This window comes from Brevundimonas sp. FV1ye7S (assembly GCF_058680995.1).
Window position 1 is genome coordinate 2152132 of the sequence record NZ_CM178726.1, and the last position, 22544, is coordinate 2174675.

24 protein-coding genes are annotated in these 22544 nt (G+C 67.7%); 7 read left to right on the top strand and 17 right to left on the bottom strand.

All coding sequences use genetic code 11. The annotated features are described in order from the left end of the window. Both ACW18C_RS10380 and ACW18C_RS10385 read right to left on the bottom strand, forming a co-directional pair. A complete protein-coding gene (locus ACW18C_RS10380) occupies positions 1-1806 on the bottom strand; it encodes an aminopeptidase P family protein (protein WP_492070788.1) in 1806 nt (601 codons plus the stop codon). An 18-nt stretch (positions 1807-1824) separates the two neighbouring features. Next, entirely contained in the window at positions 1825-2691 is an 867-nt protein-coding gene (locus ACW18C_RS10385) for a 50S ribosomal protein L11 methyltransferase (RefSeq protein ID WP_035310799.1), read from the bottom strand. A gap of 97 nt (positions 2692-2788) precedes the next feature. Here ACW18C_RS10385 and ACW18C_RS10390 point away from each other — a divergent pair, with 97 nt between their 5' ends. Then, the gene (locus tag ACW18C_RS10390) at positions 2789-3418 is read left to right on the top strand and encodes a hypothetical protein (RefSeq protein ID WP_492070789.1); all 630 of its coding nucleotides are present in this window, start codon (positions 2789-2791) and stop codon (positions 3416-3418) included. Between the two features lie 61 nt (positions 3419-3479). Here the strand turns inward: ACW18C_RS10390 and ACW18C_RS10395 are convergent, their stop codons facing one another. Then, positions 3480-4376 (bottom strand): LysR family transcriptional regulator, encoded by an 897-nt coding sequence (locus ACW18C_RS10395; RefSeq protein WP_196066346.1) that lies wholly within the window; start codon positions 4374-4376, stop codon positions 3480-3482. A gap of 272 nt (positions 4377-4648) precedes the next feature. Here ACW18C_RS10395 and ACW18C_RS10400 point away from each other — a divergent pair, with 272 nt between their 5' ends. From ACW18C_RS10400 to ACW18C_RS10415, 4 genes are all read left to right on the top strand, one after another. Further along, the gene (locus ACW18C_RS10400; RefSeq protein WP_292148263.1) at positions 4649-5818 is read left to right on the top strand and encodes an MFS transporter; all 1170 of its coding nucleotides are present in this window, start codon (positions 4649-4651) and stop codon (positions 5816-5818) included. Positions 5819-6037: 219 nt separating this feature from the next. After that, positions 6038-7687, top strand: coding sequence for a DEAD/DEAH box helicase (locus tag ACW18C_RS10405; RefSeq protein ID WP_492070791.1), 1650 nt, complete (start codon positions 6038-6040; stop codon positions 7685-7687). An 80-nt stretch (positions 7688-7767) separates the two neighbouring features. Continuing rightward, complete coding sequence (locus ACW18C_RS10410) at positions 7768-8820, top strand: GGDEF domain-containing protein (RefSeq protein ID WP_492070793.1); 1053 nt, start codon at positions 7768-7770, stop codon at positions 8818-8820. A gap of 27 nt (positions 8821-8847) precedes the next feature. After that, on the top strand, positions 8848-9597 hold the full coding sequence (locus tag ACW18C_RS10415) for a lysophospholipid acyltransferase family protein (protein WP_291754968.1): 750 nt from the start codon (positions 8848-8850) through the stop codon (positions 9595-9597). Here the strand turns inward: ACW18C_RS10415 and ACW18C_RS10420 are convergent. The 12 genes from ACW18C_RS10420 to ACW18C_RS10475 form a co-directional block, all read right to left on the bottom strand. Next, positions 9590-9946, bottom strand: a complete 357-nt coding sequence (locus ACW18C_RS10420; protein ID WP_492070795.1) for a TfoX/Sxy family protein — start codon at positions 9944-9946, stop codon at positions 9590-9592. The genes ACW18C_RS10415 and ACW18C_RS10420 overlap by 8 nt on opposite strands. Before the next feature lies 1 nt (position 9947). After that, positions 9948-10337, bottom strand: coding sequence for a HesB/IscA family protein (locus ACW18C_RS10425; protein WP_035306948.1), 390 nt, complete (start codon positions 10335-10337; stop codon positions 9948-9950). Between the two features lie 12 nt (positions 10338-10349). Continuing rightward, positions 10350-10739: an SUF system Fe-S cluster assembly protein gene (locus ACW18C_RS10430; RefSeq protein ID WP_183195062.1), complete on the bottom strand. Its 390-nt coding sequence runs from the start codon at positions 10737-10739 to the stop codon at positions 10350-10352. 4 nt (positions 10740-10743) lie between these two features. Then, positions 10744-11955 carry an aminotransferase class V-fold PLP-dependent enzyme gene (locus ACW18C_RS10435; RefSeq protein WP_492074001.1) on the bottom strand — a complete coding sequence of 404 codons (1212 nt, stop codon included), beginning with the start codon at positions 11953-11955 and terminating at the stop codon, positions 10744-10746. A gap of 77 nt (positions 11956-12032) precedes the next feature. Beyond that, entirely contained in the window at positions 12033-13055 is a 1023-nt protein-coding gene (sufD, locus tag ACW18C_RS10440) for a Fe-S cluster assembly protein SufD (protein ID WP_492070797.1), read from the bottom strand. Continuing rightward, the gene (sufC, locus tag ACW18C_RS10445; protein WP_492074003.1) at positions 13052-13801 is read right to left on the bottom strand and encodes a Fe-S cluster assembly ATPase SufC; all 750 of its coding nucleotides are present in this window, start codon (positions 13799-13801) and stop codon (positions 13052-13054) included. The genes sufD and sufC overlap by 4 nt, the downstream gene beginning before the upstream one ends. A 6-nt stretch (positions 13802-13807) precedes the next feature. Next, a complete protein-coding gene (locus ACW18C_RS10450; RefSeq protein ID WP_008260743.1) occupies positions 13808-14110 on the bottom strand; it encodes a type II toxin-antitoxin system RelE/ParE family toxin in 303 nt (100 codons plus the stop codon). Next, the gene (locus tag ACW18C_RS10455; RefSeq protein ID WP_492070798.1) at positions 14107-14367 is read right to left on the bottom strand and encodes a hypothetical protein; all 261 of its coding nucleotides are present in this window, start codon (positions 14365-14367) and stop codon (positions 14107-14109) included. The genes ACW18C_RS10450 and ACW18C_RS10455 overlap by 4 nt, the downstream gene beginning before the upstream one ends. Next, positions 14367-14528: a hypothetical protein gene (locus ACW18C_RS10460; RefSeq protein ID WP_492070800.1), complete on the bottom strand. Its 162-nt coding sequence runs from the start codon at positions 14526-14528 to the stop codon at positions 14367-14369. Before ACW18C_RS10460 ends, ACW18C_RS10455 begins: the two co-directional genes overlap by 1 nt. After that, entirely contained in the window at positions 14525-15991 is a 1467-nt protein-coding gene (sufB, locus tag ACW18C_RS10465) for a Fe-S cluster assembly protein SufB (RefSeq protein ID WP_492070802.1), read from the bottom strand. The genes ACW18C_RS10460 and sufB overlap by 4 nt, the downstream gene beginning before the upstream one ends. Next, positions 15991-17130, bottom strand: a complete 1140-nt coding sequence (locus ACW18C_RS10470) for a cysteine desulfurase family protein (RefSeq protein ID WP_492070804.1) — start codon at positions 17128-17130, stop codon at positions 15991-15993. The genes sufB and ACW18C_RS10470 overlap by 1 nt, the downstream gene beginning before the upstream one ends. Continuing rightward, positions 17127-17609: an Rrf2 family transcriptional regulator gene (locus ACW18C_RS10475; protein ID WP_008264270.1), complete on the bottom strand. Its 483-nt coding sequence runs from the start codon at positions 17607-17609 to the stop codon at positions 17127-17129. The genes ACW18C_RS10470 and ACW18C_RS10475 overlap by 4 nt, the downstream gene beginning before the upstream one ends. A 158-nt stretch (positions 17610-17767) precedes the next feature. Between ACW18C_RS10475 and ACW18C_RS10480 the strand changes: the two genes are divergently transcribed. Both ACW18C_RS10480 and ACW18C_RS10485 read left to right on the top strand, forming a co-directional pair. Further along, entirely contained in the window at positions 17768-18418 is a 651-nt protein-coding gene (locus tag ACW18C_RS10480; protein ID WP_008262115.1) for an alpha/beta hydrolase, read from the top strand. A 32-nt stretch (positions 18419-18450) separates the two neighbouring features. Next, on the top strand, positions 18451-19737 hold the full coding sequence (locus ACW18C_RS10485; RefSeq protein WP_492070806.1) for an NAD(P)/FAD-dependent oxidoreductase: 1287 nt from the start codon (positions 18451-18453) through the stop codon (positions 19735-19737). Between the two features lie 19 nt (positions 19738-19756). Here the strand turns inward: ACW18C_RS10485 and ACW18C_RS10490 are convergent, their stop codons facing one another. Together ACW18C_RS10490 and ahpF are read right to left on the bottom strand one after the other, a co-directional pair. Further along, positions 19757-20716 carry a DMT family transporter gene (locus ACW18C_RS10490; protein WP_492070807.1) on the bottom strand — a complete coding sequence of 320 codons (960 nt, stop codon included), beginning with the start codon at positions 20714-20716 and terminating at the stop codon, positions 19757-19759. Between the two features lie 88 nt (positions 20717-20804). Then, the gene (ahpF, locus tag ACW18C_RS10495; protein WP_492070809.1) at positions 20805-22391 is read right to left on the bottom strand and encodes an alkyl hydroperoxide reductase subunit F; all 1587 of its coding nucleotides are present in this window, start codon (positions 22389-22391) and stop codon (positions 20805-20807) included. Positions 22392-22544 lie beyond the last annotated feature (153 nt).

The following is a 22544-nucleotide window of genomic DNA, read 5'->3' on the forward strand; positions in this document are numbered from 1 at the left end:
TCACAGCGGCGCGCAGACCCGCTCCAGCCAGGCCCGCACCTCGCCCTCGACCAGAGGCCCGACCTTGGCCAGGGTCTCGGCGTGATAGGCGTCGACGTAAGCCCGTTCGGGCGGGGTCAGCAGATCCACCGCGATCAGCTTGCGATCGATGGGCGCAAAGGTCAGCTGTTCGAACCCGTGCATCGGCCGCTCGCCGCCCTCGGGAACCACGGCCGGCGTCACCACCTGCAGGGTCTCGATGCGGATGCCCCAATGGCCTTCGCGGTAATAGCCGGGCTCGTTGGACAGGATCATCCCCTCCAGCAGCGGCTGGCCGGTGCCCCATTTGGCGATCCGCTGCGGCCCCTCGTGGACGCCCAGATAGGAGCCGACGCCGTGGCCCGTCCCATGGTCGTAATCCAGGCCCGCCGCCCACATCGGCGCGCGGGCGATGGCGTCCAGCGCCATGCCGCTGGTCCCGGCCGGGAAGCGGATCGTCGCCATGGCGATATGGGATTTCAGCACCAGGGTGAACTTGTGACGCTGGTCCGCCGTCGGCTCGCCCACCGCCATGGTGCGGGTCACATCGGTCGTCCCGTCCAGATACTGGCCGCCGCCGTCCACCAGCAGCAGGGAGCCGTTTTCGATCCGGCGGATCGTGGCGCCGACCGGCTTGTAATGCGGCAGGGCGCCGTTCGGACCGGCCCCGGCGATGGTGTCGAAGCTCAGGTCCTTCAGCGCCCCGGTCGCCTCGCGGAACCGCTCCAGCGTCTCCACCACCTCGCGCTCGTCCGGCAGGGTCTGCTGGGCCGTCGTATCGACCCAATGCAGGAAGTTGGCCAGGGCCGCGCCGTCGCGGATATGGGCCCGGCGGCTGCCCTCGATCTCGACCGCATTCTTGGTCGCGCGAGGCAGGGCGCAGGGGTCCGCCGCCCGCACCACCGTCGCTCCCGCCTGCTCCAGCCGGTCGAAATACCAGGCGGACGACAAGGCCGGATCGATCATCACCTTCTTGCCCGCCAGACCGTCCAGCGCCTCGGCCAGCCGTTCCGGCGCCTCCAGCTGGACCGCGTCGCCCAGCCAGGCCGGCAGCTCATTCGTCACCTTGGCCCCGTCCAGGAACAGCCGCGCCCTGCCGTCGGCCTCCAGCACGGCCTGGCCGATCGGCAGGGGCGAACGGATCACGTCGCCGCCGCGCACATTGAACAGCCAGGCGATCGACATGGGCGCGGTCAGCACCACGGCCTCGGCGCCGGCGTCCGCCACGGCCTTGCCGATCCGCGCCCGCTTCGCCGCATGGGGCTCGCCGGAATAGACGTCTTCATGCGGAACCACCGGGGCGGTCGGCTGGGCCGGACGATCCGCGCCCCAGGCCTGGTCCAGCGGATTGACCTCGACCGGCTTCAACTCGGCCCCGGCCTTCTCCGCCGCCCGCTTCAGGGCGACCAGGGCGTCGGGGCTGTGCAGCTTCGGATCATAGCCGATCACCTGCCCCGCGCTCGCCGTCTCCAGATAGGCGGCGACGTCGTTCAGGTCGCGCCGCTCGAACAGGGCCGGATCGGTCTGGGCCTTGACCTGAACCGTATAGCGACCATCGGTGAACAGGCTGGCCCGGTCCTGGAACACCACCGCCGCCCCGGCCGAGCCGGTGAAGCCGGTGGCCCAGGCCAGCCGCTCGTTGGCGTCGGGCAGATACTCGTTCTGGTGCTCGTCCTCGTGCGGAATCAGGAAGCCGTCCAGCCCCTGCTTGGCCATCTCGGCGCGCAGCAGCGGCAGGTGTTTGGCCCCAAAGGACGGATCGGTGGTCTCATCAAAGGTCTGGCGCATCGTCTCGTCTCTCGTTCCTCAGCCCATCCGCCGCAGCACCAGGGCGCTCCAGGCGTCGTGATGGATGCGCTTCTCCAGCCGGAAGCCGCGCGACGTATAGGCCGCCGTCACCCGGCGTTCCTGGGTCCGCAGCAGGCCCGACAGGATGGCGACCCCGCCCAGGCTCAGCGCCATCTTGATGTCCTGCGACAGGGCCACCAGCGGCGGGGCCAGGATATTGGCGAAGACCAGATCATAGGGCCCGTGGCGGCGCACCCGCTGATCGTTCAGGCCCGAGGCGTGGACGAAGCTGGCGTGGGCCTGGTTCAGGGCGGCGTTCTCATTGGCGATCCGCACCGAGGGGGCGTCGATGTCGGTGCCGACCGCGATTCGGCTGCCCGTCCGCGCCGCCGCGATGGCCAGGACGCCCGTGCCGCAGCCGACATCCAGAACCCGCTCGAACCGTTCGCGCTTCAACAGGTCGTCGAAGGCCTCCAGACAGCCGACCGTCGTGCCGTGGTGGCCGGTGCCGAAGGCGGCGCCGGCGTCGATCTTCAGATTGACGGCGTTGGGCGGCACCCGTCCCTCGTCATGCGCCCCATAGACGAAGAAGCGCCCGGCCCGCACCGGCGGCAGGCCCGACAGCGACATGGCCAGCCAGTCGGCGTCGGCCAGCTTCTCGACCGTGACGGTGACCGGATAGTCGGCCAGGGTCGCCTTCAGCCCCTCGACCTCCTCGGCCGTGGTCGGGAAGGCGTCGATGCGCCAGATGTTGCGATCCTCGTCCTCTTCCAGGATGGAATAGGTCGCGCCCTCCAGCGTGGGATCGGCGTCGATGGCGGCGGCGGCGGCCTCTGCGTTTTCGCGCGGACCCCGTGCGATTATCTGAACTGCGGACTCGGACATTTTTCAAACACCGCTAAGATGACGAATCATTGCGATCCGGCGCTTCGTCTTCCCGACGCCGCCGGGCTTTTTAACGAACCGAGGGGTCGGGGAATACATGGCCAAGTCACCGTCTACGTCTAAAACTGCGTCGCCGAAGCCGGCGACCGCCGCTTCCAAGCCTAAAGCTGCGCCGAAGTCGAGCGCCGCGAAGGCCGTCGCCGAGAAAACCGTCACGCCCAAGGCCGCCAAGCCCGCCGCCGTGAAGACCGCCGCCGCCAAACCGGCCGCTGCAAAAACACCCGCCAAGACGACCGCGTCCAAGGCCGCTGTCGCCAAGACGTCGCCAGCCAAGCCCAAGGCCGCCCCGGCCGCCCCGGCCGCCAAGCCGACCGCCAAGCCGGCCGCACCCGCCGCTTCCAAGTCTGCCCCCGTGAAGGCCGCCGCGCCCAAGGCGACGACGAAGACCGCCGCCAAGGCCGCGCCGAAGACGTCTGCGCCCAAGCCCGCCACGGCCAAGCCTGTCGCAGCCAAGGCGCCGACGCCCAAGGCTCCGGCCGCTGCGTCCAAGCCGGCTGAACCCGTCGCCGCTCCGGCGCCCAAGCCCGCCGCCGCTGCACCGGCGCCCGCGCCGACGCCCAAGCCGGTCGAAACGCCCAAGCCCGCGCCGGCCGCCGCGCCTGCGCCCAAGGCTGAGGAAAAGGGCTTCTTCGCCAAGCTCGGCGACATGATCTTCGGCAAGCGCTGATCACGGCTCACAGACCAGACTGAAGTCGCCGGACGGTTCGCCCCGTCCGGCGATTTTCGTTTCAGCGCAGCCGTTCCGCCAGAAAATCCACGAACACCCGCACGCGCGCCGGCATATTGGCGCCGCCGACGAAGACCGCATGGATCGGCTCCCGGTCGCCCGGATTGAAGTCCTCCAGCAAGGGAACCAGCCGCCCCGCGTCGATGGCGTCGGCCACGCTGAAATTCCCGACCCGCGTCACCCCGACCCCGGCCACCGCCAGCTGAGTCAGGGTCTCGCCGTTGTTCGCCTCGATCGGCCCCCGCACCGTCAGGGCGTAGTCGCGGCCGTCCCGGCGAAACGGCCAGACGGGCTCGGCGCGGCGGAAGTTGAAGTTCAGGCAATCATGATCGTGCAGGTCTTCCGGAACCGTCGGCGTCCCGCGGCGGGCCAGATAGTCGGGCGAGGCGACGATGGTCCGCCCCGTGTCGCCCAGACGCCGCGCCGTCAGCGGACTGTCGGCCAGCGGCCCGAACCGGATCGCCACATCCGCCTGCCCCGCCGCCACATCGACCACGACATCGGTCAGGTTGATGTCGATCAGGATATGCGGATAGCGACGCACGAAATCCCCGAGCAGAGGCACCACATGCTGGCGGCCATGAGCCAGTGAGGCGCTGACCCGCACCCGCCCGCGCGGTGCCCCCTGATCGGCGATGCCCTGTTCGGCGTCGTCCAGGTCGGCGAGGATGCGACGCGCCGCGCCCAGATAGGTCTGGCCCTCGGCCGTCAGGGTCAGGACGCGCGTCGTGCGCAGCATCAGCCGCACCCCCAGCCGCGCCTCGATCCGGTCGACGGTCCGGCTGACCGCCGACGGGGTCAGTCCCAGGATCCGACCGGCGGCGGAGAAACTGCCGCTTTTCGCCACGGCGACGAAGATCTCCATCTCCCGCGCCCGGTCCGCCCCATTCATCTGCATCTTTGCGTCCAGATCAAAAATCCTTGGCCTCCCGCCTGCCTACCGCCGCTGCGGCGCGGCGTCCATCTGTGCGTCCGAACACAGACGAGGGACAGTCATGGACTATCGCCAACTTGGATCATCGGGCCTGCGGGTTCCCGTCCCGCATTCGCGGCGCTCGACGCCGCCAGCGCCGTCCTGCCGTCCTATCCCCACAGCCCCTGTCGCCAGCAGGAAGGGTTCGCGCGCCTGAACCCGCCGCTGGTCTGAACCTCCCAAAGGTCTCCTCCCCCATGAAACTCAATCCTCCCCTCCTCGCCCTCGCGGCCGGGGCCTTCGGCATCGGCGTGACCGAGTTCGCCCCGATGGGCCTGCTGCCGGTCATCGCCACGGACCTGGGCGTCTCCATTCCCACGGCCGGCCTGTTGATCAGCGCCTATGCCCTGGGCGTCATGCTGGGCGCGCCCCTGATGACCCTGACCACGGGGCGCGTGCCCCGACGCGCCCTGCTGATCGGCCTGGCCGCCGTCTTCACCCTGGGCAATCTGATGGCGGCCGTCTCGACCGACTACGCCATGCTGCTGGTCGCGCGGGTCGTCACCTCGCTGAACCACGGGGCCTTCTTCGGCGTCGGCTCCATCGTGGCCGCCAGCCTGGTGCCGCCCAACCGTCAGGCCGGCGCGGTCGCGGCCATGTTCATGGGCCTGACCATCGCCACCGTCGTCGGCGTGCCGCTGGCGGCCTGGGCAGGCGACGTCCTGGGCTGGCGCGCCTCCTTCTGGGCCATCGCCGGCATCGGCCTGATCGTCATGGCCGCCCTGCGCCTGACCCTGCCCAAACTGCCGGCGCCGGTCGGCGGCGACGCCCTGGCGGAGGTGCGCGTCCTGGGTCGCGGCCCCGTTCTGTCGGCCCTGGCCCTGACCGTGATCGGCTCCAGCGCCATGTTCACCGTCTTCACCTATATCGCCCCGATCCTGCATGAAGAGGCCCACGCCTCCATCGGCTTCGTCACCGCCATGCTGGTCGTCTACGGCCTAGGCCTGACGGTCGGGAACTGGCTGGGCGGCAAGTTCGCCGACCGGTCGGTGGATCGCACCCTGATCATCACCCTGGCGTCTCTGGCGGCCATACTGGTGCTGTTCGCCTTCACCATGCCGTTCGCCGTTCCCGCCCCGTTCGTGATCTTCATCTGGGGCGTGGCCAGCTTCGCCCTGGTGCCGCCGCTGCAGGTGCGGGTGATGGCCGCCGCCTCGGATGCGCCCAACCTGGCCTCGTCGGTCAATATCGGCGCCTTCAACCTGGGCAACGCCGTCGGCGCGGCCGTGGGCGGGGCGGTGATCGCCGGGGGCCTGGGCTATCCGGCGGTCGCCCTGGCCGGCGCCGCCTCTGCGGCCCTGGGTCTGGTTCTGGTCCTCTTTCTGACCCGCAAGCGCGCCCCCGCCACGGCTCCGGCCATAGGCTGACGGCTCAGCCCCTGGAAAAGACGCGACCTCGGCCGACGCCGGGGTCGCATCCTCCATCGCGTGGCGACGGCGGAATATCGATAATAGTTGACTTTTGCGAGGGGACTTCTATATCGCGTCCAGCCTCGGGACAGGTCTGCGATACGCGCCGCCCGCTCGCCCAAAGAGGGGCGGTTCCGTTGCTGTTACGCACGCAGACGCTTTCTCTCCCAAGGATTCATGACCGAATTTTCCCAACTGGGCCTCTCGCCCACGACCCTGCAGGCCGTCGCCGACACCGGCTACACGACCGCCACTCCGATTCAGGAACAGGCGATCCCTGTGGCCCTGGCCGGCCGCGACGTCCTGGGCATCGCCCAGACCGGCACCGGCAAGACCGCCGCCTTCACCCTGCCCCTGGTCGAACGCCTGGCGTCGGGCCGAGCCCGCGCCCGCATGCCGCGCGCCATCGTCCTGGCCCCGACCCGCGAACTGGCCGACCAGGTCGCCGAGAGCTTCGCCAAATACGCCAAGGGCACCAAACTGACCTGGGTGCTGCTGATCGGCGGCGTCTCCATGGGCGACCAGGTGGCGGCGCTGAACAAGGGCGTCGACGTCCTGATCGCCACCCCGGGCCGCCTGCTGGACCTGTTCGAACGCGGCAAGATGCTGCTGACGGGCGTCGAGATCATGGTGGTGGACGAAGCCGACCGCATGCTGGACATGGGCTTCATCCCCGACATCGAGCGGATCTTCAAACTGACGCCGCCGCGTCGCCAGACCCTGTTCTTCTCGGCCACCATGCCGCCCGAGATCACGCGTCTGACCGCCGCCTTCCTCAAGGATCCGACCCGGATCGAGGCCTCGCGTCCGGCCATGACGGCCGACACCATCACCCAATATATCGTCCGCATCCCGACCTCGGACCCCAAGGCCAAGCGCGCCGCCCTGCGCGCCCTGATGAGCCGCACCGACGTGCGCAACGGCATCGTCTTCTGCAACCGAAAGTCTGAAGTCGATATCGTCGCCAAGTCGCTGAAGACCCACGGGTTCGACGCCGCCGCCATCCACGGCGACCTGGACCAGTCGCACCGCACCAAGACCCTGGCGGACTTCCGCTCGGGCGCGCTGAAGATCCTGGTGGCCTCCGACGTCGCCGCACGCGGCCTGGACATCCCGGACGTCAGCCACGTCTTCAACTACGACGTCTCGCACCACGCCGACGACTATGTCCACCGCATCGGCCGCACCGGTCGCGCGGGCAAGCTGGGTCAGGCCTTCATGATCGTGACCCCGGCCGACGACAAGTCGCTGGATAAGGTGCTGAAGCTGATCAAGATGGATCCGCAGGAGCTGGTCCTCGACGACGTCGATTTCGATGCGATCAAGGACGGCGGACGGGACGACAAACGCTCGTCGTCTCGGTCGAGCGAGTCCCGCTCGGGCGAACGCGGCGGTCGCGGCCGGTCGCGCGCCGCCGAGCCGGCCCAGACTCCCGCCCCCGCTGTCGCTCTGGCCGAGACGGACGCCGCCGAGGCGCCGACGCGCTCGCGCAGCCGCCGCAAGGCCAAGCCCGAGGTTTCCGTCGAGACCGTCGTCGAAACCGAGATGGCTCCTGTCGTTGAGAAGCCCGCTGGCCGCGGCCGCAGCCGCGCCCGGTCTGAACCCCGGCCCGAAGCGAAGATCGAACCCCGGATCGAATCCCGGATCGAGGCTGAGCCCGCTCCCTCGGAAGAAGCCCGCGCCGCTCGCACGGATCGCGAGCCTCAGCTCCGTCAGTCGGACCGTCGCGGCGAGCGTCGTCCGGAAGAACGCGAACGTTCGGGCGTCAAGGGTTTCGGCGACGACATCCCCGCCTTCCTGCGTCGCCCCGTCGTCATCCGCGCCTGATTTGTAACGCCGTTTACCCGGTATTACGGATAGGCCTCTAATCTCCCCGAAGTTCCAGAACGGGACTTCGGGAGAAGCGAATGACAGCGCAGGTCGAAACGGCGGTTCGGGGACCGGAAGCCTATTCTCTTGCGCGCAACGCCATCGCCGCAATGGAGAAGGCCGGCGTCTGGCCCACGCCGCTGAATTTCGAACTCTGGATTCATTATCTCGGCGACCCCGAAGGTCCTCTGGGTATCGAGATCAAGCGTCTTCTGGCTGAAGACGTCGTCATATCCGACGAGACCTCGGAAATGCTCGCCGCCGAATTCCTGCCCCGCGGCCGTCTGTCGGAAGAGATTCGCGACGCCGGCGCCGTGCTGGATCGCGAGTTGGCCAGTGTCTCCGCCGCCATCGCCAAGGCCCACAAGACCCAGACCGACTTTGGCGAGACTCTGGCCGACGCCTCGCAGACCATGGACACCGCCGTCGAGGACGCCTCCGCCCTGAAGAGCCTGGTCGGCGGACTGTCCACGGCCACCCAACGCGTTCGCCGCGAGACCGCTAGCCTCGAAAAACGCCTGGAAAGCTCCAACAAGGAAGTCGCCCGTCTTCGCGAGCATCTGGAACAGGTGCGCCGCGACGCGATGACCGACGCCCTGACCAATCTGGCCAACCGCAAGGCCTTCGACGAGCGCCTGGAACAGGCCTGCGCCGACGCCGGCCGCACGCCCCTGACCCTGGCCATCCTCGACATCGATCATTTCAAGCGGTTCAACGACACCTGGGGCCATCAGACCGGTGATCAGGTGCTGCGGTATGTCTCCACCATCCTGTCACGCGTCTGTTCCGGCAATCGGTTCGTGGCGCGGTTCGGCGGCGAGGAGTTCGCGATCATCTTCCCGGGCGAGAGCCCTGGCGCCGTCATGGCCGCGCTGGAGCATATCCGCGAAGAGGTCTCCTCCCGTTCCCTGCGTCGGCGCTCCACCAACGACGATCTCGGCGCCGTCACTCTTTCCGCCGGATTTGCGGAACATCTGCCCCGTGAAGGCGCCGCCGCCCTGCTCGAACGCGCCGACGAGGCCCTCTATGCGTCCAAGCGCGGCGGCCGCAATCGCGTCACCAGCGCGCGCGCGCTTGAAAACGCCGCCTGAGCCGCGACTTTCTGCCATAGTCGGCCCATGCGCAGCCTCGCCTTCAATATCGCCTACTGGATCCTGTCGATCAGCTATGGCCTGACCGCCGCCTTCGCCGCCCTGGCGCCGGGACGCGGCGCCACCAGCCGGGTCATCCGCGCCTATGTCAGGCGGATGGTCCAGGCCATGGCGGTCTTCGCCGGCATCAGGCTGGATGTACGCGGCAAGGAACGGCTGCCCCCGGGCGCCTTCATCATCGCCTCGAAACATCAAAGCTGGGGCGACGGCTTCGCCACCTACGACCAGTTCGACGACCTGGCCTTCGTCACCGGCGACCATCTGGAGAAGTTTCCCCTGCTGGGCGGGGTGCTGAAGAAGCTGGGGGCCATCGTCGTCAACAGCTGCGGCGGCCACGAAGCCCGCCAGGCCCTGGCCACCCGCGCCGCCGAGGCCAAGGCCGAGAACCGCAAGATCCTGATCTACCCCGAGGGTCATCTGGCGCCGGTCGGTCAGAAGTTCCGCTACCGTTCGGGCGTCTGGCACATGTACCGCGACTTCGACATGCCGGTCGTGCCCCTGGCCACCAACCTCGGCCTGTTCTGGCCCGAGGAGAAGTACGAGAAGCACGCAGGCACGGCGACGCTGGAGTTCCTGGACCCCATCCCGGTTGGCCTGCCCAAGGACGAGTTTCTGGCGCGGCTGGAGGCGGTGGTCGAGACCCGCACGGCCGAACTGATCGCCGAGGCCACGGGACAGCCGGTCACGCCGGCGGTTCTGATGGATACGCCTAAATAGGCTTCGGTTTCTTCCCGGACGCCTTGCGCACCGCCACCTCCAGGGCCCGTCGCGCCCAGACGACGGCCTCCTCGGGGTCGTCCAGCGCCGTCTCCGGCAGGGTCCAGTATCCCATGGACATCGTCCGCCCGTCCTTGGTCGGATATCTGAATTGCCTACACCCGGCCTCGACGAAGGCCTCGCCCAGCGCCTCGTCGCCCTTCAGCCAGACCACCCCGTCATCCAGCAAGGCGAACATCACGCCCGAGGCATAGACTCCGGCCCCGCCGAACATCCGCTTGATCTCCAGCCGCCCCAGGCCCGCGAAATGTTCGCGCACCCATTCGCCGAAGGCCGCGTCGTAAGCCATCTCAGACGGCGGCGGCCGGGACGATGGTGACGCTCTCGCCGCAGCCGCAGGCGTCGGTCTGGTTCGGATTGTTGAACACGAATTTGGACGCCAGCCGGGTCGTCTCGTAATCGATCTCGGTGCCGATCAGGAACAGCACGGCCTTGGGTTCGATCAGGATGGTGACGCCCTTGTCCTCGACCACCTCGTCCAGCGGGCCGATCTCGTCGGCATAGGCGAAGGTGTACTCCTGCCCGGCGCAGCCGCCGTTCTTGACCCCGATCCGCAGACCGATGTGGTCGTTCTCCGCGTTGTCCAGGATCTCGCGCACGCGTTCGGCGGCGGCGTCCGTCAGGGTCACGGCCTTCGGACGCGGGCGGCGCGGACGGGATGTGGCCTGGAGTTCGGTCATTGGACTATCCGGTCAGAACATGTTGAGCGCGAGTTTGGCCTCGTCGCTCATCTTCGAGGAATCCCAAGGCGGATCGAACACCAGATTGGCCTTGGCGCTGCGCACCCCCTCGACCTTCTCGACCGCCGTCTCGACCCAGCCCGGCATCTCGCCGGCGACGGGGCAACCCGGGGCGGTCAGAGTCATATCGACCACCACGTCGCGGTCGTCGGACACATCGACCCGGTAGATCAGGCCCAGCTCATAGATGTCGACCGGGATTTCCGGATCATAGACCGACTTCAGGGCCTCGATCAGCTGTTCGGTCAGGGTGTCCAGCTCGGCCTGCGACAGGGCGCTCTTCTGGGGTTCATCCCAGGCGTCCTTGAAGGCGTCGCTGTCTTGAATGGTGTCGTCTGTCATCAGCTTACACGAAGAAGTTCCGCGCCTTGATCAGCGCGTCCACGAAGGCGTCGGCATCCTCCACGGTGTTATATAGGGCGAAGGAGGCGCGGGTGCTCGACGTCACCCCCATTCTTTTCGACAACGGCTCGGCGCAGTGCTGTCCGGCCCGCACGGCCACGCCGTAACGATCCATGATCTGGGCCACGTCATGGGCGTGGGCGCCCTCGACGGCGAAGGTCAGGATCGCCCCCTTGCCTTCCGCCTGCCCCAGGATCCGCAGCCAGTTCTGCCCTTGAAGGCGATCGACGGCGTGCTGGTACAGCGAATGCTCATGCGCCTGAACCGCCGCCCGGTCGTATTGCGCCAGCCATTCCAGGGCCACGCCCAGGCCGATGGCCTCCAGAATCGGCGGCGTCCCCGCCTCGAAACGATGCGGCGGCTTGGCATAGGTGACGCGGTCCTGTTCGACCGTCTCGATCATTTCGCCCCCGCCCTGATAGGGCGGCAGGGCCTCCAGCGCCTCGGCCTTGCCGTACAGGGCGCCGATGCCGGTCGGCCCGAACAGCTTGTGACCGGTCAGGACATAGAAGTCGCAGCCGATGGCCTGGACGTCCGGCGTCGCATGCACCGCGCCCTGGCACCCGTCGATCAGCACCTTGATCCGGGAGTCGGGGGCGCCGGCCGCATGCGCCAGTCGCGTGATCTCGGCCACCGGATTGATGGTCCCCAGCACGTTCGACATATGGGTGACGGCGACCATCCGCGTCTTGGGTCCCAACAACTCGGCATAGGCCGTCATGTCCAGCGACCCGTCGTCCAGCACCGGGATCCACTTGATCACCGCCCCGCGTCGTTCGCGCAGCAGGTGCCAGGGCACGATGTTGGAATGGTGCTCCATCTCCGAGACGAGGATCTCGTCGCCCGGTTCGATGCTCAACCCAAGCCCATTGGCGACCAGATTGATCGCCTCGGTCCCGCCCTTGGTCCAGACCACCTGCTCGGCGCTTTCGGCGTTCAGGAAGCGGGCCACGATCTCGCGCGCCTTCTCGAAGGCCTCGGTCGCCTCGTTCGACAGGGTGTGCAGGCCGCGATGGACGTTGGCGTATCCGCCCTCCATCGTCGCGACCAGGGCGTCGATCACCGCGCGCGGCTTCTGGGCCGAGGCCGCATTGTCCAGATAGACCAGCGGCTTGCCGTTCACCGACCGCGACAGGATTGGAAACTGCGCCCGCACGGCATAGGGATCAAATCCTCCCCCCTTGGGGGAGGTGGCGTGGCGCTCTTGCGCCGCGACGGAGGGAGCAGGATCAGTCACAACCGCGCCGTCAGCCATTCCCGCGCCACCTCTCTCGCGCCTTCATTTTCTATCCGGTCGATGACCTCGATCAGGAAGGCCTGGGTCAGCAGGGCGCGGGCCTCCTCGGCCGGAATGCCGCGCTGCTGCATGTAGAACAGGGCGCTCTCGTCCAGCGCCCCCACCGTATTGCCATGCGCGCACTGCACGTCGTCGGCATAGATGATCAGTTCCGGCTTGGCGTCGATCTCGGCCCGTTCGGATGCGATCAGGGCGTGGTGGCCCATACGCGCATCCGTGCCGTCGGCCCCGCGCTCGACCACGATCTTGCCCTGGAAGACGCCGCGCGCGGTGTCACGAGCCACGCCCTTGATCAATTGCGACGTCGCGCCGTCGCGCTCCATGTGCCGCACCACGCTGGTCAGGTCGGCCTGCCGCGATCCATTCAGCAAATACAGGCCGTCGGCCTGAACCTGCGCCCCCTGGGCGAAGTGAGCGATGCGGGTCTCGATCCGCTGCAGCTTGGCGCCGGTGGCGATGATGGTCTGGCGATAGACGCCGCCCGCCTCGACCTTCACATGGGCTTCGGCGATGGAAATGGCGTCCTCCGGCTCATCGACCAGGACGACGCGCGTCACCTCGGCCCCGGCCGCCACGTCCAGCTCCAGCGTATTGTGGGCGACATAGGCCGAGCCCGTGCCCTCGTGCGTCTCCAGCAGCAGCAGCTTGGCGCCCGCCCGCACGGCGACCCGCGCCCTGGCCGTATGGCCGGTCCCGACGGCGTCCGAGATATAGCGCAGCCGCAGCGTCTGCTCGCCCGAGGCGATGAAGTCGGTCACGCCCACCGGCCGCCCATTGGCGAAGACGATGGCCTCTCCACCCAGGGCGTAGAACGGCCCCGGCGCGCCCACGGCGGCCGTGCCCGACGGCGCCGGCGCCTCGCGCAGATGACGCTTCAGGTCGCTGTATTTCCACGCCTCATCCCGCCGCGACGGGAATGTGGCCGCGTCGGCCAAGTCGATGGCGCAGGTCGCGCTCATGCCAGTTCCGGAAGATATTTGTCATATCCTTCCGCCTCCAGCTGATGCGCCAGTTCCGGCCCGCCCGAGGCCACGATCCGCCCGCCGGCCAGCACATGGACCCGGTCCGGTTTGATGTAATCCAGCAGGCGCTGATAGTGGGTGATGACCAGCATGGCCCGGTCCGGGCGACGCAGGGCGTTCACCCCTTCCGACACGATCCGCAAGGCGTCGATGTCCAGGCCGGAATCGGTCTCGTCGAGGATCAGCAGCGACGGCTCCAGCAGGGCCATCTGCAATATCTCCATCCGCTTCTTCTCGCCGCCGGAGAAGCCGACGTTCAGCGGCCGCTTCAGCATGTCGAAGTCCATCTTCAGCGCCTTGGACGCCTCACGGACCAGCTTCAGGAAGGCCGGCGCCGCCACCTCCTCTTCCCCGCGCGCGCGCTTCTGCGCATTCAGCGCCGTCCGCACGAAGGTCAGGGCCGGCACGCCGGGGATTTCGATCGGATACTGGAAGGACAGAAAGACGCCCTTGGCCGCCCGCTCAGCCGGCTCCAGCGCCAGCAGGTCCTCGCCCGCCCATTCGACCGATCCTTCCGTCGCCTCATAGCCCGGCCGTCCCGACAGGGCGTAACCCAGGGTCGACTTCCCGGCCCCGTTCGGCCCCATGATGGCGTGCACCTCGCCGGCGGGCACTTCGAGCGTCAGGCCTTTGAGGATCGGCTTGTCGCCGACGGAGACCTGGAGGTTGGAGATGGAGAGCATGTTCAATCAGTCGTTCGGAGTGGGATGAACGACGCTCAAATCCTGTCGAGCGTCGTAGAAGGCGATGACACGAATGCCGTCCGGGCGTTCGCGATAGACGATGATCTTCTTCCAGTCGGCTGCGCTCCATTCGAGAAGCCCAGGCCAGCGGGACAGATGACCTTGATGAGGATGCTCGGCCAGACGCCAGAGCGTGGCTTTGATCTCCGTTTCCGCCTTGTCCGCAGTTGCAAGACTGTGCGCGTCAAGGTGATCCAGAAAGTCGGAGAACGCCGTCAGCGCGGGCTCAGACCATTCGAAATCCTTCACCGCGTACGACGCGCCGCAAGCCGGGCCTCCGCTTCCTCGTTCGAAATAATCCGCCCCTCACGCTCCGCGGCCAGTCCCGCTTCGATCTGCGCGATCTGGTCCGCCGACAACGGCGAGCCACGATGAACCTCACTGTCCGTGATGAAACCTTCGGCCGCCGAGGCGATAAATTCGCCGACCGGCATCCCGATCTCGGCCGCCGCGCGCTTCAGGCGGTCGGCGGCGTCTTCATGGAAAGGAACGGCAATCGTTTCCATCAGAATGTCCTCAACGTTCGGATCAGACCAGATTTGTCGATGATACCACGATCCACCCCCAAGATGGCGGCCGCCCCGGCCGCCAGAACATCGAGCGTCAGGCCATTTAGAATCGGCTTTTCACCGACGGAGACGTGGAGATTGTCGATGGCGATGCTCACCCCACACTCCCTTCCAGGCTGATCGCCACCAGCTTCTGCGCCTCGACGGCGAACTCCATCGGCAGCTTCTGCATGACGTCGCGGACGAAGCCGTTGACCAGCAGGGCCACCGCCTCCTCCTGCGACAGCCCGCGCTGCTGGGCGTAGAACATCTGGTCGTCGCTCAACCGCGTCGTCGTCGCCTCGTGCTCCAGCTGGGCCGAGCCGTTGCGGGCCTCGATATAGGGGATGGTGTGCGAGCCGCATTCCTTGCCGATCAGCAGGCTGTCGCACTGGGTGAAGTTGCGCACCCCCGTCGCCTTCGGATGCACCGAGACCAGGCCGCGATAGGTCGAGTCCGATTTCCCCGCCGACACCGCCTTGGCGATGATCCGCGACTTGGTGTTCTTGCCCAGGTGGATCATCTTGGTGCCGGTGTCGGCCTGCTGACAGCCGTTGGTGATGGCGATGGAATAGAACTCGCCCGAGCTGTCGTCGCCCTTCAGGATGCAGGACGGATATTTCCAGGTGACGGCCGAACCGGTCTCGACCTGGGTCCACGACACCTTCGACCGATCCCCCCGGCAATCCGCCCGCTTGGTGACGAAGTTGTAGATGCCGCCCTTGCCCTCGGCGTCGCCGGGGTACCAGTTCTGGACCGTCGAATATTTCACCTCGGCGTCGTCCAGCGCCACGATCTCGACCACGGCCGCGTGCAGCTGGTTCTCGTCGCGCATCGGCGCGGTGCAGCCTTCCAGATAGGAGCAATAGCTGCCCTTATCGGCGATGATCAGGGTGCGTTCGAACTGCCCCGTCTGGGACGCATTGATGCGGAAATAGGTCGACAGCTCCATCGGGCAGCGCACGCCCGGCGGAATGTAGACGAACGACCCGTCCGAAAAGACCGCGCTGTTCAGGGCCGCGAAATAGTTGTCGGAGACCGGCACCACCGACCCCAGATATTGCCGCACGAGCTCAGGATATTCGCGCAAGGCCTCGGAAATGGGCATGAAGATCACGCCGACCTTGGCCAGTTCCTCCTTGAAGGTGGTGACCACCGAGACGCTGTCGAACACGGCGTCCACGGCCACGCGCGGCGCGCCCTGCACCCCCGCCAGCACCTCCTGCTCCTTCAGCGGGATGCCCAGCTTCTTGTAGATTTCCAGGATCTCGGGATCGACCTCGTCCAGCGACTTCGGCCCTTCCTTCTGCTTGGGCGCCGCATAGTAGAACAGCGACTGGTAATCAACCGGCTCATACTTCACCGCCGCCCAGGTCGGTTCCTCCATCGCCAGCCAGCGTTCATAGGCGGCCAGACGCCATTCCAGCATCCATTCCGGCTCGCCCTTCTTCTCGGAGATGAAGCGCACGATGTCGGCGTTCAGCCCACGCGGTGCAAACTCCTGCTCGATGTCCGACGTAAAGCCGTGCGCGTACTTCTCCAGCGCGGCGACGGCGTCGATGGTTTCCTTGACGGCGGCCATCAGGCGACCTCTCTCACGCGCGCGGCGGCGCGTGTCTTGTGCTTGTCGTAGGCGGCGATCCAGGCGTCGGCGAACCGCACCCAGTCGCTCTCGGTCGTGCCCCAGCCGCCGGAGACGCGCACGCCCCCGGTCGCCAGAGCGTTCAATCCCATGGCGCTGATGGTCTTGGACGGCTTCACCTTGCCGGACGAACAGGCCGAGCCCGCCGAAACCATGACGCCGTCCATATCAAGAATGATAAGTTGTTGAGGACTGTCCCAACCCTCGACCGCCATGAACAGGGTGTTGGGCAGACGCGGCACATCTCCGCCGATCACGGTCGCCCCGGCGGCCTCGACCCTGACCTCGGCCGCATCGCGCCAGCCCACATGCGAGGCCATCGTCTCCAGATCCCGCGCCGCACAGTCGGCGGCCACGCCGAACCCGGCGATGCCCGGCACATTCTCGGTCCCGGCGCGCAGACCCCGCTCCTGCCCGGCTCCGTGCAGGATGCGAACGCCCGACACGCCTTCCTTCAGGATCAACGCCCCGACGCCCTGCGGCCCGCCCAGCTTGTGGGCCGACAGGGTCAGGCTGTCCGGGTCCAGAACGCGCATGTCGACCGGGATCTTGCCCGCCGACTGGATCGCATCGACGTGCAGCCAGCCGCCGGCCGCGCGCACCAGGGCTGCGGCCTCGACCACCGGCTGGATCACGCCGCTCTCATTGTTCGCATGATGAATGGCGACCACAGCCCGGCCCGGACGCGCCAAGGCCTGCGCCAACCAGTCCAGATCGACGACGCCGTTCGCATCAACCGGCAGCACCTCGACAGGCGCGCCGGCGTTCGCCGCCGCCTCCGCCACGCACGGATGTTCGGTGGCGGAGACGATCAGCCGCTCGCATCCGGCCGCCAGCGCGCTGGCGATGGCCTGGGCGTTGGCTTCCGTGCCGCCGCTGTTGAACACGACCGCCGTCGGATCGGCGCCGACGAATTGGCCGACCTGAGCCCGCGCCGTCTCGACCCGCGCCCGCGCGCGTCGCCCGGCCGCATGGACCGCCGACGGATTGCCGTTGTCGGCCAGAGCCTTGGCCATGATCTCAAGCACCTCGGGCCGCACCAGGCCCGAGGCGTTGTAATCCAGATAGATCGCGCTCATGCCGCCACCCCCACAGCTTGGGGCGGTTCGACATTGCGCCGACGCTGGCCTGTGCGGTTCATCACCACGTCTTCCAGCGACACCCCGGCCAGATAGCGATGGATCTCGTCGCCCAGGTCTTCCCACAGATCATGGGTGATGCAGCGTTCGCCGGCCATCATGCAGCCCTTGGGCGAGCCATGCGCCACGCAGCGCGTCGCCCGGATCGGTTCGTCCACCGCCAGCACGATCTCGGCCACCACAGTCTCATGCGCCCCCTTGGCCAGCCGATAGCCGCCGCCGGGTCCGCGCACGCTCTTGACCAGGTCGCTCTTGCGCAGACGGGCGAACAACTGCTCCAGATAGCTCAGCGAAATCTCCTGGCGCGCGGCGATTTCAGCCAGCGAAACCGCCCGGATCTCGCCGCTTTCGCCGCGTCCGTTCTTCGCCAGATCGGCCATCGCCATCACGGCGTATCGTCCCTTGGTCGACAGACGCATATTGCAGCCTCAAAAATTGCGCGCTTTTCGCGGCTCTTGTGCTAGAACCCGCGCCTTCGCAAAGGCGCCTCGCTTGCGGAGGGACTTAGAAAGTCCCACCTCAGCGGTCAAGTATTACGCACACGCGAAACGACAGTTGAACGGATTCCAGAGCCCCTATGCCTGAAGTCATCCTGCCCGGCGCCTCCGGTCGCATCGAAGGCCGCTATTCCCCGGGCAAGCGCCCGAACGCCCCCATCGCGTTGATTCTGCACCCACACCCCAAGGCGGGCGGGCATATGAACAACCCGGTGACAGTCACCCTGCACCAGCTGTTCCAGCAGCGCGGCTTCGCCACCCTGCGCTATAATTCGCGCGGCGTCGGCAAGTCGCAGGGTGAATTCGATTCGGGCATCGGCGAACTGGCCGATGCGGCCACGGCCCTGGACTGGCTCCAATCGAACAACCCCGGCGCCAGCCAGACCTGGGTCGGCGGCTATCAGTTCGGCGCCTATATCGGCATGCAGCTTCTGATGCGCCGCCCCGAAACGGACGGCTTCATCTCGGTCTCGCCCCCGTCCAACATGTACGATTTCAGCTTCCTGGCCCCCTGCCCGGCCTCGGGCCTGTTCCTGCACGGCACCGCCGACACCGTCGTGCCCCCGGCCGAGGTCGAACGCGTGGTCAACAAGCTGCGCACCCAGAAGGGCATCATCATCGACTATGAGCTGGAAGAGGGCGCCAGCCACTTCTGGCAGGACCACATCAGCGCCGTCGAACGCCGTGTCGGCGCCTATCTGGACAAGCGTCTGGAAGAAAAGCCGGCCTGATCCGATCCTCGGGTCGCGCGTTGGAGACCCGGATGGAACATGACATCGTCATTATCGGCGGCGGCGCGGGCGGGCTTGAGCTCGCCGCCCGCCTGGGCCGTCGGTTCGGCCCGCGCGAGGGCCGCCGTCGCGTCCTGCTGATCGATCACTCCATCTTCCACCTGTGGAAGCCCAGCCTGCACGAGGTCGCTGCGGGGTCTCTGGACAGCCACCAGGAGGGTCTGTCCTATCCGGTGCTGGCGCGGCGCAATCATTTCAGCTTCGCCTTCGGCGATCTGACCGGCCTCGATCCGACGAACAAGACCCTGACCCTGGGCGAAATCCGGGATCAGGACGACGCCGTCCTGGTTCGCCCCCGCACGGTGAAGTTCCGCACCCTCGTCCTGGCCATCGGCAGCGGGTCGAACCTGTTCGGCACGCCCGGCGCCGCCGAACACGCCCATCTGCTGGAGGACGTGGCGGACGCCGAGGCGTTCAACAAACGGCTGACCGCCGCCTTCCTGGCGACCGCCTATTCCGACGGGCAGACGATGAACATCGCCATCGTCGGGGCCGGCGCCACCGGGGTCGAACTGTCCACCGAACTGATCGAGGGGCATGACGAACTGTCGGCCGGCCTGACCGAGGGCCAGAAGTTCGAGCTCGCGGTCACCCTCGTCGAGGCCGCGCCCCGCATCCTGGGCGGCCTGCCCGAACGGGTCTCGGCCAAGGCCGCCCATGCCCTGGAAGAGAAGGGCGTGCGCCTGCTGACCGACGCCAAGGTCAAGGCCGTCCACGCCGGCCGGCTGGACACCTCCAGGGGCGAGGTGCCCGCCGACCTGATCGTCTGGGCGGCCGGGGTGAAGGCGGCCGAGACCAACCGCGACCTGGGCCTGACCACCGGCCGCCTCAATCAGTTCGTGGTGGACGACCACCTGCGCACCTCGGCCCCTGACATCTACGCCATGGGGGACTGCGCCGAGGCGCCGGGGCCCGAGGGGCGTCCGGTCCCCGCCCGCGCCCAGGCGGCGGCCCAGCAGGCCGCCTATCTGGCCAAGGCCCTGGCCATGGCTCGGTCAGACCCGTCGCGTGATTCCGGCCCCTACGTCTATCATGACAAGGGTTCGCTGGTGTCCCTGGGCGGCGACCGGGGCGTCGGCTCCCTGATGGGCAATCTGGGCGGCCCGAACTTCCTGATCGAGGGCCTGATCGCCAAATGGGCCTATATGGCCCTGCACCTGGACCATCACCGCGCCATCCTGGGCGTCCGCCGCACCGCCATCCTGGCCCTGTCGCGCCTGCTGCACCGCCGTGTCTCCGGACGGCTGAAGCTGCACTGAGGCGCGCGCGGCCCAGGGCTCAGTGCAGCGGTTCCTCGGCGATTGGGGCCGGACCGTGGGCGCGCACGCACCAGATCACGCTGACGATCATCATCAGTATGGCCAGGATCTCGATCACAGCCGGTCCCCGTCCCTCCCAGATGTAGCCGTAGACGAAGGCGAACACGGTCTCGAACACGATCATCTGCCCCAGCATGGTCAGCGGCAGACGGCGGCTGGCCTGGTTCCACAGGGCGTTGCCGATGATCGAGGCGAACAGGGCCACGCCCAGGCAGACGCCGGCGAGCTTCAGCCACGCGCCGCCGGTCCAGCCCTGGGTCGTCAGCGCCGCGGGAATCGCCAGGAGCAGCGCCAGACCGCCCGTGACCACCCCGGTCAGCAGGGACCAGTCGTGGGGCGACACCTGTGTCAGCCGCGCCATCCAGCGGCTGTTGCCCACCGCATAGACCGTCCAGGAGATCAGGGCGCCCAGGGCGCAGCCCAGACCGATCAGCGTCTGAATCCCGGTTGGTCCGCCGGAAACGCCATGGCCCTGAGACAGGGCGCGCCAGCCGATCAGCCCCACCGCCACGGCCGCCAGGACGATGGGCGGCGCCGTCCGAGACGCCGGCGGCCCGCCTCCATCCTTCAGCCCCCACAGGGCCACCACCACCGGCACCATGCCCACGATCAGGGCCGACGCCGCCACCCCGGCCAGGTGAACGGCGACGACCACAAAGGCGAAATAGACCAGATTGCCCGCCAGGCTCAGCCAGACGAGGGCGCGCCACGTGCCCGCCTCGATCAGGGGCGCCAGCCGCCGCCAGCGCGGGGCGATCAGAACGACCGCGATCAACCCGTAGGCCAGATAGCGTCCGGCGGTCAGCAACAGCGGCGACGCCTCCGGCGCGAACTTGGGCGCCAGGAACACCAGCCCCCACATCGCGCCTGCCCCCAGGCCGGAAGCCACGCCCCACAGCCGGTCCGAGGATGCCGTCATTGTCGCGCTCCGCCTTCAACCCCGGCCGCGCTTACACGGTTTGTCAGGCGGCGAACACCGGCCCCCAGACCGAAGGATCGACCGCCCCCTAAGCCGCCTCGACCGCCTCTTCGGCCGGAATCGTGCGGATCATATAGTCGAAGGCCGACAGCCCCGCCTTGGAGCCTTCGCCCATGGCGATGACGATCTGCTTGTAGGGCACGGTGGTCACGTCGCCCGCGCCGAATATGCCCGGCTGCGAGGTCTCGCCGCGATGATCCACCTCGATCTCCCCGCGCGCCGTCAGGGCCACGGCGCCGCGCAGCCATTCGGTGTTCGGCACCAGGCCGATCTGGACGAAGACGCCTTCCAGATCGACGTCATGATGGGCGTCCGAGTTGCGGTCCTTGTAGGACAGGCCCGTCACCTTCTCGCCGTCGCCGTGCACCTGGGTCGTCAGGGCCGAGGTGACGATCCGCACGTTCGGCAGGGTCGCCAGCTTGCGTTGCAGCACCGCATCGGCCCGCAGTTCGCTGTCGAATTCGATCAGGGTCACATGGGCCACGATGCCCGCCAGATCGATGGCCGCCTCGACGCCCGAGTTGCCGCCGCCGATCACGGCCACCCGCTTGCCCTTGAACAGCGGCCCGTCGCAGTGCGGGCAATAGGCCACGCCCTTGTTCTTGTACTGGTCCTCGCCCGGCACGTTCATCTGGCGCCAGCGGGCGCCGGTGGCCAGGATGACGGTGCGCGACTTCAGACTGGCGCCGTTCTCCAGCACCACCTCGTGCAGACCGCCGGGAACCTCGGCCGGAACCAGCCTGGCCGCCTTCTGCAGGTTCATGATGTCCACCTCGTACTCGCGGACATGCTGTTCCAGATGGGCGGCCAGTTTCGGCCCCTCGGTGTGCGGCACCGAGATGAAGTTCTCGATCGCCATGGTGTCCAGCACCTGGCCGCCGAACCGTTCGGCCACGACGCCGGTGCGGATGCCCTTGCGCGCCGTATAGATGGCGGCCGCCGCCCCGGCGGGGCCGCCGCCGACCACCAGCACGTCGAACGGGTCCTTGGACTTCAGCCGTTCGGCGGCCCGCGCCTCGGCGCCCGAATCCAGCCGGGCGACGATCTGCTCCAGCTCCATCCGGCCCTGGCCGAACAGTTCGCCGTTCAGGAAGACCGTCGGCACGGCCATGATCTTGCGCTCCTCGACCTCGTCCTTGAACAGGCCGCCTTCGATGGCGACGTGTTTGATGCGCGGGTTCAGCACGCTCATCAGGTTCAGGGCCTGCACCACGTCGGGGCAGTTCTGGCACGACAGCGAGAAATAGGTCTCGAACACATAGTCGCCGTCCAGGTCCTTGATCTGCTGGATCACCTCCTGCGCCGCCTTGGACGGATGGCCGCCGACGTGCAGCAGGGCCAGCACCAGCGAGGTGAACTCGTGGCCCAGCGGAATCCCCGCGAACCGCACGCCGATGTCGGTGCCCTTGCGGCGGATCAGGAAGCTGGGCTGGCGTTCGTCGTCATAGTCGCGGCCCATCTCGACCTTGCCGTGCGAGACCGAGACGATCTCCTCCAGCAGGGTCTTCAGCTCCTGCGACTTCGGCCCGGCGCCCAGCGAGGCGACCAGTTCGACCGGATGGACGATGTTCTTCAGATAGGCCTCGAGCTGAGATTTCAGATTGGCGTCCAGCATGGGAGAGGTCCTTGAAACAGTTGAACTCATGACGCCTGCAAGCCCGACCGCGGGCGAGGCGAGACATGAAGAAGGATGTCGGCGGGGGCTGGAAACGCAACGCGCCCCCGCCGACGGACGGGTCCGGCGCCGGGCCGGACCCGATGGGTCGCG